We start from the raw sequence: 11,154 nt of genomic DNA, 5'->3' as shown, positions 1-11,154 counted from the left end.
GCGACCAAAGGACTTCTTAATATTGGCAATCTCAATGCTCATGATTTCCCTCCTGTTGCGCGCGTTTCTCTTGATTATGTAAACGCCACTGCAACCCACTCTTTAAAAACAGGGTCAAAATAGCCATTAACGTCAGCAGGGCGGCGGCGGTAAAGGAGCCTACCGTGTTGTAGTCCTGCTCAAGTAACTCAATCTGTAGCGGGAGTGACAGGGTCTCGCCGCGAATCGAACCGGAGACCACCGATACCGCACCAAACTCACCGATAGCGCGGGCGTTAGTCAGCACCACGCCGTAGAGCAGCGCCCAGCGGATATTTGGCAGCGTGACGCGACGGAACATCTGCCAGCCGGATGCGCCCAGCAGGATCGCCGCCTCGTCTTCGTGGCTGCCCTGGCTGAGCATCACCGGCACCAGCTCGCGCACCACAAACGGACAGGTGACGAAAATGGTCACCAGCGCCATGCCGGGCCAGGCAAACATAATCTGTAAGTTATGCTCGTCGAGCCAGCCGCCGAGCGGGCCGTTGGAGCCGTAAAACAGCAGGTAGACGAGACCCGCGACGACCGGCGATACCGCAAACGGAATATCGAGCAGGGTCAGCAGCAGCTGACGGCCCGGGAAGTTAAAGCGGGTCACCAGCCACGCGAGCAGCGTCCCGAACACCAGGTTAACCGGGACGGTTATCAGCGCAATCAGCACCGTAAGCCAGATAGCGTGGAGCATATCCGGATTGGCCAGGTTCTCCAGCACCGGCATCAGCCCTTTACTAAAGGCCTGCACGAAGATGTAGATCATCGGCACCACCAGGATGAATGCCGAGATCAGCATTCCGGTGCCGATCAGGAACCACTTACCCCAGTTAATCCGGGAACGATCGTGTTTCAGTTGGGAGACTTCCGCCATTAGTGACCTACCACTCGTCGACCAAAGCGACTTTGCAGAGTATTAATTGAGAACAGCAGCAGCAGAGAGGCCGCGAGGATCACCGAGGCAATGGCGCTTGCTGCCGGGTAGTCAAACTCCTGCAGGCGCACGAAGATCATCAGCGAGGTCACCTCGGTTTTCCACGCGATGTTACCCGCAATAAAGATCACCGCGCCGAACTCGCCGAGGCTGCGGGTAAACGACAGCGCCACGCCTGCCAGCAGCGCCGGGGAGAGCTCCGGCATCACCACTTTGCGGAAGCTTTGCAGACGCGTTGCGCCCAGCGTCTGGGCCGCCTCTTCATACTCTGGCCCCAGCTCCTCCAGCACCGGCTGTACCGTCCGCACCACAAAGGGGATGCTGGTAAAGGCCATCGCCACGGCGATACCGAGCCAGGTGTAGGTGACTTTGATATCAAACTGCGCCAGCCACTGGCCGTAGAAGCCGTTGACTGAAAAGAGCGAGGCCAGGGTCAGGCCCGCCACCGCCGTCGGCAGGGCAAACGGCAGATCCATCAGCGCATCCAGCAGGGTGCGCCCTGGAAAACGGTAGCGCGTCAGGATCCACGCCATCAGCAGGCCGAAGACGCCGTTGAAAATCGAGGCGACAAAGGCTGACAGCAGCGTGACCTTGTAAGCGGCGACAACCTGCGGGTTGGTCACCACCTCCCAGTATTGATCCCAGCTCATCTCCGAGAGCTGCATAACCAGTGCGCTGAGAGGCAGAAGCAGGATCAGGCAGACGAACAGCAGGCTGGTCCCGAGGCTCAGGGTAAAGCCGGGCAGCACGCGTTTTGAAGCAACTGCAAACATTAGCTACGCCCCGCCGCCAGCAGCTTATCCAGCTCACCGCCGCTACCAAAGTGGGTTTTCATCACCTCCGGCCAGGCACCAAAGCGATCTTCAACTTTGAACAGCTCGGTCTGCGGGAACTTATCTTTCAACTTATCCATCACTTCCGGGTTATTCACGCGGTAGTAGTAGTCGGTGATGATGGTCTGCGCCTGCGGGCTATAGAGATAGTTCAGGTAGGCTTTTGCCGCCTTCTCTGTGCCATTGGCCTGCACGTTTTTATCAACCCATGCTACCGGGAACTCCGCCAGGATGTTCACTTTTGGCACCACGACCTCGAAGCCCTGGGCTTCATACTGTTTACGGATAGTATTCACTTCTGATTCGAAGGTGATCAGCACGTCGCCGAGGCCACGCTCAACAAAAGTGGTGGTTGCTCCGCGGCCGCCGGTATCAAATACCTCAACGTTTTTCAGGAACTGAGTCATAAACTGCTCGGTTTTCGCCTTATCGCCGCCGTCGGCTTTATCTGCCGCACCCCAGGCCGCCAGGTAGGTGTAGCGTGCGTTGCCGGAAGTTTTCGGATTCGGGAAGATCAGCTTCACGTCGGAACGCACCAGGTCATTCCAGTCGTGGATATTTTTTGGGTTGCCCTTACGCACCAGGAACGCCATTGTGGAGTAGAACGGCGAGCTGTTGTTCGGCAGGCGGCTCTGCCAGTCCGCCGGGATCAGCTTGCCTTTGTCATGCAGGATCTGCACGTCCGTGACCTGGTTATAGGTCACCACGTCCGCCTTGAGTCCCTGTAAAATAGCTAGCGCCTGCTTGGAAGAGCCGGCATGGGACTGTTTGATGGTGAGCGTGTCGCCGCCGTTCTCTTTCGCCCACTGCTGCTCAAAAGGCGGATTAAGGGCGGCAAACAGCTCGCGAGAGACGTCATAGGAGCTGTTGAGCAGCTCGGTCGCCTGCGCCTGCGCTACCAGCAACACTGAAGCGGCAAGCGTGAGATATCCTTTTTTCAGTAAGTTAACGGCCATTGCGCACCCTTATATCTGTGATGACTATCAAAATCACAGTTTATTTATAAGCAGTACCAAAGGAGTAACGGTTTTATATACCGTTTGGTGATTTGCAAGTAGAAAAGAGCATAAGCGGTGTCCGGGCTACGGCTCTCAGTAGTCGGGCACCGCTTACAGAGCGCATCATCTGGCGCGATAGAGATAGCGATTACTCGCGCCAGGCTTTTTGATCTCCCGGTAGACCATGTGCAGCCTGACCAGAATAGTTAAGATAAACCCAACCTGCTTCCTGTTGAGATCGGCGAATTCGCACACGTCACTCACTGAAAAAAGGACCCGTGGGTTCTCATGAAACAGAAAATAGACCTTTTTAAGCAGGTTCAGATGTATCGTTTTTGAAAAGTAGCTTTTAATATCCATATGCAATAGGTTGAGTATGAATAAAGTTATTAGTTGTAATTATATTTAAAGTTTAAAGCGGTAAGTTACGCTCATCTCTCCGCAAAGCGAATTCGCACGTTGCGAATGCCCGTTATAAAGTTTTGGCGTGGTGTAGTCTGACTCCTGTTCATGATGCCAGCCGTAACCGCCATTTAAATAGACAGACCAGTTTTTTGCCGGGTTCCAGTTGCTATACATCCCTAACTGCCCCTGGCGCAACGTTTCACCTTCATAATCGAATTCACTATAGTTTGTCCGTACGCCCACGGAGAGATCGGGGGTAAATTTATATTCAGCGGCTAACGCCAGCATGGTTTCACCGTCACGCACGTAATCGATATCCGCATAGGCCGGTGAGTTAAAGCGACCGCGAGCATTGCCGATGACGTTACGGGTAAATTGCCCTACGCCGTTTGTTTTCTTAGCCTCGGTATAGGTTAAACCACCCAATATTTTCCAGGGCGTTTGTGGAATACGCCACTCTATTGTTGCCGAGTAGTGCCAGGCACGCTTATCAAAATCCTGTTTTCCCCTGGCGGTGCTGGAGGTTGTTCTTTTCGCATCGCTACCATACTCCTGCTCATAAATTTGCGTCCCCAGGGTGATATCTGGAAATGCATCCCACCATCCTTCAAAGCCCTGCTTGAAAAGCAGGTCATCGGCCACGCCGTAGAAGTAGTAGGCTTTCAGGGGTTTAGTCTGGTAATTTATGCCGCCAGTGATGACATGGTCGACATTGCGGCTCTCTCCGTTGCCATCACGAATATACATCCTGTCTATGTTAGGGCTATCACGCCGCATCACCTTACCGTCGAGAAACAGCGTATCAATATTCACGTTATCGATGGCGGTATTGGCAAACCAGCCTGAATGGGTGTTGAGGGACATTCGCTGTGAGTTAGAGAAGATGCCCGTATTCTTGATGGTAAACCAGCCGCCTTTGACGTTAACTTTAGCGCGAAGAATATTCATTTTCAGCTTCGCGTAGCGCTGACCTATTTTGGTATAGCCTTTGGCTTCACCGTCATCATTATAGAGAATGGCACGGGAGGCAAAGTTATCACTGGCGCCTAATTTTGCGGCGCTGTAATAAGAGGCATCAAAACCGATAAAGTCAGCGAAATACCCTGAGGTATAGTCAACCGTCACCCCTTGCGCCCACGCCTGCTGTACCGAGGTGGCATAGCGCGCTTGCTCATTATCGTAACGGTTCTCCGTCTTTAAGTATTTCCACATATTCCTTGCTGAAATCTCAAAGGAGGAATCTGCAAAGAAGGGATCGTCAGCAAGGCTTTTTTCCCAGTCACTCGCATTGACATCGGTTATAAAAAAACAGCATGGCGAGCACGCCATTAATAACAGCTTTTTCATTCTCATCATAAATCCTTTTAAACTTATTCTTGTAATAAATAATACTTCCAGAGATCATCAGGAAATAAAAGGCAATAATGCGGGCGGGAAAATAATATAGTTTAAAAAAATAAAAAGGGAGAGCTGTCACATTTGAATGGTCGGATATTAATTACCACAGGGCGAGCCTCTGCCCTTCACAGAAGGGCAGAGGCTAAGAGAAAATTACAGATTTAATAGACGGTCTAACGACGGGGCAAAATAGTAGCCACCGGTCACCGGGCGGGTGAAGCGCAGCATGGCGTCACGCTTGCCGTCGGTATCACCAAACATGCTTAACAGCTGCTGTTCAATGTTATACAGGCGGGCGCAGTAGGCGCAGAAGTAGAGCCCGTGCTTGCCGCTCGCCGTACCGTAAGGCAGGCTCTGGCGCACGATTTTTAGCCCCTTGCCGTTTTCTTTCAAATCGACGCGGCTCAGGTGCGACGTAATTGGACGGGCATCGCCGTCGATCTCTTCATTTGCCTCTTTGGTGCGGCCAATCATCATCTCCTGATCCGGCACGCTCATCCGGTGAAGCTGCTTCAGGTTATGCTCCCAACGCTGGACGAAGACGTAGCTGCCGCCCGCGTCGATGCCCTCCTGAATCACAGCTACCTCGGTACGTTTCTCGCTGCCGGCCGGGTTCTCCGTACCGTCAACAAAGCCGCTCAGGTCGCGATCCTCAACCCAGCGGAAGCCGTGGGTCTCCTCTTTCACCTCCAGCGCGTCGCCAAAGGCTGCCAGCGCCGCCTGGGCAACGGAGAAGTTGACGTCGTGACGCAGAGAGAGAATGTGGATCATCACATCGTACTGAGTGGCCGGGGCCAGCCCCTTGCCGTAGGGAACGAACGCTTTCAGCTCTTCGGCCCCTTCCTCACCGCTCAGCTCGGGCCAGACGCGGTGACCAAAGGCCACCACCGCGCCGAGATTCGCCTCAGCAAAGGCGAGCTGGAAGTTAGCCAGCTTGTCGGCAAAAATTTTACTGCCTTCGCGCAGGGCGTTAACGTCACCCTTTACGTTCGCTTCGATCCAAATCGCCGCCCGGCAGTGTTCTGGCAAAATGCCGCTTTGAACCTGAGACATCGCTACTCCTCTAAAAAAACATGCCGCGCAACCGCGGCATCAATAGCGCTATTGTACCCGTTTTTTCAGAGGACCAGGATTGTTCCGATCAAATTAACGACGCCAAATAATCTTATTCAGGGTCCATTTTTTCAGCTCGTCATCCGGTGGCATTAGACCCTCCGGACCATTCCAACTGCCGGTAAAGACATAGCTGACGTGCTGGCTGCCCTGGGCCTTACACTCTACGCCGCCGCTATCGTCGCCGGTGGCTTTGGTGCAGTTGCCGTAGGCTTTGTCGTAGAGTTCGCTAAAGGGCATACCGACCTTCGCCCCGGTGTCGCTCTCTATGCTGTCGTCAAGCACATCGATGCGGCTGATTTTGCCGCTTTCGCCGTTGATGATTAATGCAACCTTATCGCCATCCAGCGCCTCATAGAAGCGGACCACGTGGCCACCCTGTTCAGAGCGCATCCCGCTGCGCAGGCGATAGTCGCCATCCAGCGCGTCGGCGATAGACTCTTCATCCAGCGCGGTATCTGCCGTCAGCGCCCCCACCCCCTCGTCGGTCACCTCCGATGAGGAACCAAACCAGTTCCAGGGGTTAGCTGCTGACCAGTTCACCGATCCGAGGGTTGAACAGCCGGTCAGGGCCAGCGGCAGGACGCAGAGAAGCATACGCAGCGATTTCATGGCTTAAATCCTTTCGTCTTGGTTTACTAAAATTCAATACTCTTCATCTTCAATCAGGCGCTTGCCGAGGTTGACGACGTCGGCATGTTCATAGCCGAGGCGCTCGTACATCCCCAGCACGAGATCGTTCTCTTCCCGCACCTGAATATTGATCTTTGGGCAACCGCGGGCAATCAACCTCTTCTCCAGACGGTTAAGCAGTGCGTTGGCGATCCCTCGGCCACGGTACTCCGGGTGCACCCCGAGATAGTAGGCCGAGCCGCGATGGCCGTCGTAGCCTCCCATTACCGTTCCGACCACCTCGCCGCCAACCTCGGCCACCAAAAACAGGCTAACGTCATGATTCAGCTTACGTTCGATGTCCATCTCCGGATCGTTCCATGGTCGTAGCAGGTCGCAGCGCTCCCACAGAGTGATCACCTCTTCGAAGTCGGCCTGGCGAAAAACGCGTATCTCCATGGTATTTACCTGTCTTCTGGGTCAAAAGGTTGATTATGGCGTGAAGTGCCAGTGAAGCCAATATGCGGCGAAATGGCAACGAAAAAATGGCATAATAATGGACGGTCACGTATTGAAATGAAAAATAAAGCAATTCAACGCGTGACGTGTCGTAAGCTTGTAAGCGATACGCTATAACACCAGGGACGCATGATTACATTTTGGGTCGTATGAGCACATTTAAACCATTAAAAGTACTTACATCGCGTCGTCAGGTTCTGAAAGCAGGTCTGGCGGCGTTGACACTGACAGGCACGTCGCAGGCTATTGCCAAAGATGACGCATCGCTAAAAACCAGTAACGGGCATACCAAGCCGAAAGCTAAAAAGGCGGGGGCCAGACGCGTGGTCATGCTCGACCCCGGCCACGGCGGAATCGATACCGGCGCGATCGGCCATAACGGCTCGAAAGAGAAGCACGTGGTGCTGGCGATCGCCAAAAACGTCCGCGCCATCCTGCGCAGCAAGGGCATCGACGCGCGGCTGACGCGAACCGGGGATACCTTTATCCCGCTCTACGATCGCGTCGAGATTGCCCACCAGCACGGGGCGGATCTCTTTATGTCGATCCATGCCGACGGCTTTACCAATCCGGATGCGGCAGGCGCGTCGGTTTTTGCCCTCTCCAACCGGGGAGCCAGTAGCGCGATGGCAAAATACCTCTCCGATCGTGAGAACGCCGCCGACGACCTGGCGGGCAAAAAAGCACGCGATAAAGATCACTATCTGCAGCAGGTGCTGTTTGACCTGGTGCAGACCGATACCATCAAGAACAGCCTGACCCTTGGCTCGCATATTCTGAAGCAGATTAAGCCGGTGCACCGCCTGCACAGCAAGCACACCGAGCAGGCGGCGTTTGTGGTGCTGAAGTCTCCCTCCGTTCCTTCGGTGCTGGTCGAGACCTCCTTCATTACCAACCCTGCTGAAGAGCAGCTGCTGGGTACCAAGGCCTTTCGCCAGAAGATCGCTTCGGCCATCGCCTCTGGCGTACTGAGCTACTTTAGCTGGTTCGATAATCATAAAGCGCACTCGAAGAAACGATAATGAGTAAACCTGACGCACACCTGGTGAAAGCCTTTTTCCTTCAGCTGCAGGACAAGATTTGCCAGCAGCTCTCCGCCATCGACGGCAGCGACTTCTTTGAAGATAACTGGCAGCGTGAAGCTGGCGGTGGCGGGCGCACCCGCGTTCTGCGTGACGGCGGCGTCTTTGAGCAGGCGGGAGTGAACTTCTCCCACGTGCACGGCGATGCCCTGCCCGCCTCGGCGACCGCGCACCGCCCGGAGCTGGCCGGACGCAGCTTCGAAGCGATGGGCGTTTCGCTGGTGGTGCACCCGCATAACCCTTACGTGCCTACCAGCCACGCCAACGTGCGCTTTTTCATTGCCGAGAAGCCGGGCGCGGATCCGGTCTGGTGGTTTGGCGGTGGCTTCGATCTGACGCCCTACTACGGCTTTAGTGAAGATGCGATCCACTGGCACCGCACCGCGCACGATCTCTGCCAGCCGTTCGGCGAGGATCTCTATCCGCGCTATAAAAAGTGGTGTGATGACTACTTCTATCTGAAGCACCGTCAGGAGCAGCGCGGCATCGGCGGTCTCTTCTTTGACGATCTCAACGCACCGGATTTTGATCGCTGCTTCGCCTTTACCCAGGCGGTAGGCAATGGCTTTACCCAGGCCTATCTGCCTATTGTCCAGCGGCGGAAAGCGATGGCCTACGGCGACCGCGAGCGCAACTTCCAGCTCTACCGCCGGGGCCGCTACGTCGAGTTTAACTTGGTGTGGGATCGGGGGACGCTGTTTGGTTTACAGACCGGCGGGCGCACGGAGTCGATTCTGATGTCGATGCCGCCGAAGGTGGCGTGGGAGTATAACTACCAGCCGCAGGAGGGCAGCCCGGAAGCCGCCCTCAGCGAGTTTATTAAAGTCAAAGAGTGGATTTAACGCCCTTATAACGGCTGCGTCTGTGCCTCCACCACCGCCAGCGCCACCATATTGACGATGCGGCGGACGGAGGCGATAGGCGTCAGCACGTGCACGGGTTTCGCCACGCCCATCAGCACCGGCCCGACGGTAACGCCCTCCGAGCTGGAGACGCGAAGTAAGTTGTAACTAATCCGCGCCGCCTCGACGTTAGGCATAATCAAAATATTGGCCGACCCTTTCAGCGGGCTGTCCGGCATCCGGTCCTGACGAATGCTCTCCACCAGCGCGGCGTCGCCGTGCATCTCCCCATCAATCATCAGGTGCGGATCGCGCTCGCGCACTTTCGCCAGCGTCTCGCGCATCTTGCACGCCGCCGGTGAGTTCGACGAGCCGAAGTTAGAGTGCGACAGCAGAGCCACCCGCGGCTCGATGCCGAACCGGCGCACGGTCTGGGCAGCCATCAGGGTAATGTCCGCCAGCTGCTCCGGGGTAGGATCGTCGTTGACGTAGGTGTCGGCGATAAAGGTGTTGCCGCTTGGCAGCAGCAGGGCATTCATCGCCCCCGCCGTCTGCACGCCGTCGCGGTAGCCAAACAGCTGTTGAACCACGCTAAAGTGCTCATGGTAGTCACCGATGGTGCCGCAGATCATCGCATCCGCCTCGCCGCGCTGCACCATGATCGCCCCAATCACCGTCGTGTTGCCGATCACCGCCCGCTGGGCCTGCTCCTGAGTAATGCCGCTGCGCTTCATGATGCTGAAGTACTCGCTCCAATACTCTTTAAAGCGCGGATCGGATTCGTTATTGACGATCTCAAAGTCGACGCCGGGACGGATCTGCAATCCCAGCTTCTGGATGCGCATCTCAATTACGCTCGGACGACCCACCAGGATCGGCTTCGCCAGCCCAAGGGTGATCAGCTCCTGGGTTGCATGCAGGACACGTGCCTCCTCCCCTTCCGCCAGCACCACCCGCTTCGGATCGTTGCGCGCCTGGGAGAAGACCGGCTTCATAAACAGGTTGGTTTTGTAGACAAACTCGGTGAGCTTATCGATATAGGCGGTAAAGTCGGCGATGGGCCGCGTCGCCACACCGGAGTCCATCGCCGCTTTGGCTACCGCCGGGGCGATCTTGACGATCAGGCGCGGATCGAAGGGTTTCGGGATCAGATACTCCGGGCCGAAGCTCAGATCCTGATCGCCATAGGCCGAGGCCACCACTTCGCTCTGCTCGGCGTGGGCCAGCTCGGCAATGGCGTGCACCGCCGCCAGCTTCATCTCTTCATTAATGGCGGTAGCGCCCACGTCCAGCGCGCCCCGGAAGATAAACGGGAAGCAGAGCACGTTGTTGACCTGGTTAGGGTAGTCAGAGCGGCCGGTGCAGATAATCGCGTCCGCACGCACCGCTTTCGCTACCGGGGGCAGGATCTCCGGCTCCGGGTTCGCCAGGGCGAGGATCAGCGGCTGGCGCGCCATCTGCTTCACCATCTCCTGGGTCAGGACGTTCGGCCCCGAGCAGCCGAGGAAGATATCCGCGTCCTGCATCACCTCCGCCAGGGTTCGTTTGCCGTTATCCTCGATGGCGTAGGCGGCCTTGGTTTCGGCCATTGGCGTCTCGCGGCCCTGGTAAATGACCCCCTTCGAGTCGCACACTACGATGTTGTGCTTCTGCATCCCCAGCGCCACCAGCAGATTCATACAGGCGATGGCCGCAGCGCCCGCGCCGGAGACCACCATCCGCACGTCGGAGAGGTTTTTCTCTACTACCCGCAGGCCGTTGATAATGGCGGCGGTGCTGATGATTGCCGTGCCATGCTGATCGTCGTGGAATACCGGAATGTTCATTCGCTCGCGCAGCTTCGCCTCAATGTAGAAGCACTCCGGGGCTTTGATATCTTCGAGGTTGATGCCGCCGAAGGTCGGCTCCAGCGCCGCCACCACGTCGATGAATTTATCCGGGTCCAGCTCATCGACCTCAATGTCAAAGACGTCAATGCCAGCGAATTTCTTAAACAGGACGCCTTTGCCCTCCATCACCGGCTTGCCCGCCAGCGCGCCGATATTGCCCAGTCCCAGCACCGCCGTGCCGTTAGAGACGACCGCCACCAGGTTACCGCGCGCGGTGTACTTAAAGGCCGCCAGCGGATCTTTTTCAATCTCCAGACAGGGAGCGGCAACGCCCGGCGAGTAGGCCAGGGCCAGGTCGCGCTGGGTGGCGAGCGGTTTCGTTGGGGAGACCTGAATTTTTCCGGGGACCGGGAACTCGTGGAAATCGAGGGCACTCTGTTTTAACTGGTCGTCCATTATGATGTTCCTTTCACGTATCGTTTGTAGGGTTGAAGCGTGATAGCGCTCCTGACGCGCCGCCTAGTATCGCCGCTGAGCGCGGCATAAACTTTGAACGCTG

The 11,154-nt window shown here is 56.2% G+C and carries 11 protein-coding genes; 2 read left to right on the top strand and 9 right to left on the bottom strand.

Going from position 1 to position 11,154, the window contains the following annotated elements:
• Positions 1–31: 31 nt before the first annotated feature.
• From cysW to RTP97_RS17285, 8 genes are all read right to left on the bottom strand, one after another.
• Entirely contained in the window at positions 32–904 is an 873-nt protein-coding gene (gene cysW / locus RTP97_RS17320) for a sulfate/thiosulfate ABC transporter permease CysW (protein ID WP_312415878.1), read from the bottom strand.
• Positions 904–1,737, bottom strand: a complete 834-nt coding sequence (cysT, locus tag RTP97_RS17315; RefSeq protein ID WP_312415875.1) for a sulfate/thiosulfate ABC transporter permease CysT — start codon at positions 1,735–1,737, stop codon at positions 904–906. Before cysT ends, cysW begins: the two co-directional genes overlap by 1 nt.
• Positions 1,737–2,753, bottom strand: coding sequence for a sulfate ABC transporter substrate-binding protein (locus RTP97_RS17310; protein ID WP_312415873.1), 1,017 nt, complete (start codon positions 2,751–2,753; stop codon positions 1,737–1,739). The genes cysT and RTP97_RS17310 overlap by 1 nt, the downstream gene beginning before the upstream one ends.
• Positions 2,754–2,918: 165 nt before the next feature.
• Positions 2,919–3,059, bottom strand: a complete 141-nt coding sequence (locus tag RTP97_RS17305) for a hypothetical protein (protein ID WP_312415870.1) — start codon at positions 3,057–3,059, stop codon at positions 2,919–2,921.
• Positions 3,060–3,200: 141 nt separating this feature from the next.
• Positions 3,201–4,547: an OprD family outer membrane porin gene (locus RTP97_RS17300; protein ID WP_312415867.1), complete on the bottom strand. Its 1,347-nt coding sequence runs from the start codon at positions 4,545–4,547 to the stop codon at positions 3,201–3,203.
• Positions 4,548–4,751: 204 nt separating this feature from the next.
• Positions 4,752–5,651 carry a Dyp-type peroxidase gene (locus RTP97_RS17295; RefSeq protein ID WP_312415864.1) on the bottom strand — a complete coding sequence of 300 codons (900 nt, stop codon included), beginning with the start codon at positions 5,649–5,651 and terminating at the stop codon, positions 4,752–4,754.
• A gap of 93 nt (positions 5,652–5,744) precedes the next feature.
• Positions 5,745–6,323 (bottom strand): RpoE-regulated lipoprotein, encoded by a 579-nt coding sequence (locus RTP97_RS17290; RefSeq protein WP_312415861.1) that lies wholly within the window; start codon positions 6,321–6,323, stop codon positions 5,745–5,747.
• A 33-nt stretch (positions 6,324–6,356) separates the two neighbouring features.
• Positions 6,357–6,782, bottom strand: a complete 426-nt coding sequence (locus RTP97_RS17285) for a GNAT family acetyltransferase (protein WP_312212642.1) — start codon at positions 6,780–6,782, stop codon at positions 6,357–6,359.
• Positions 6,783–6,991: 209 nt separating this feature from the next.
• Here RTP97_RS17285 and amiA point away from each other — a divergent pair, with 209 nt between their 5' ends.
• Positions 6,992–7,864 (top strand): N-acetylmuramoyl-L-alanine amidase AmiA, encoded by an 873-nt coding sequence (amiA, locus tag RTP97_RS17280; protein ID WP_312415859.1) that lies wholly within the window; start codon positions 6,992–6,994, stop codon positions 7,862–7,864.
• Positions 7,864–8,766, top strand: coding sequence for an oxygen-dependent coproporphyrinogen oxidase (hemF, locus tag RTP97_RS17275; protein WP_312415856.1), 903 nt, complete (start codon positions 7,864–7,866; stop codon positions 8,764–8,766). Before amiA ends, hemF begins: the two co-directional genes overlap by 1 nt.
• Before the next feature lie 5 nt (positions 8,767–8,771).
• Here hemF and maeB read toward each other — a convergent pair whose 3' ends face one another.
• Positions 8,772–11,051 carry an NADP-dependent oxaloacetate-decarboxylating malate dehydrogenase gene (maeB, locus tag RTP97_RS17270; RefSeq protein WP_312415853.1) on the bottom strand — a complete coding sequence of 760 codons (2,280 nt, stop codon included), beginning with the start codon at positions 11,049–11,051 and terminating at the stop codon, positions 8,772–8,774.
• Between the last annotated feature and the right edge of the window lie 103 nt (positions 11,052–11,154).

Origin of the sequence: Pseudescherichia sp. (genome assembly GCF_031998825.1) — a bacterium.
GTDB lineage: Bacteria > Pseudomonadota > Gammaproteobacteria > Enterobacterales > Enterobacteriaceae > Pseudescherichia.
The sequence above is the reverse complement of the archived record's forward strand: the minus strand, read 5'-3'. Positions and strand labels throughout refer to the sequence as shown.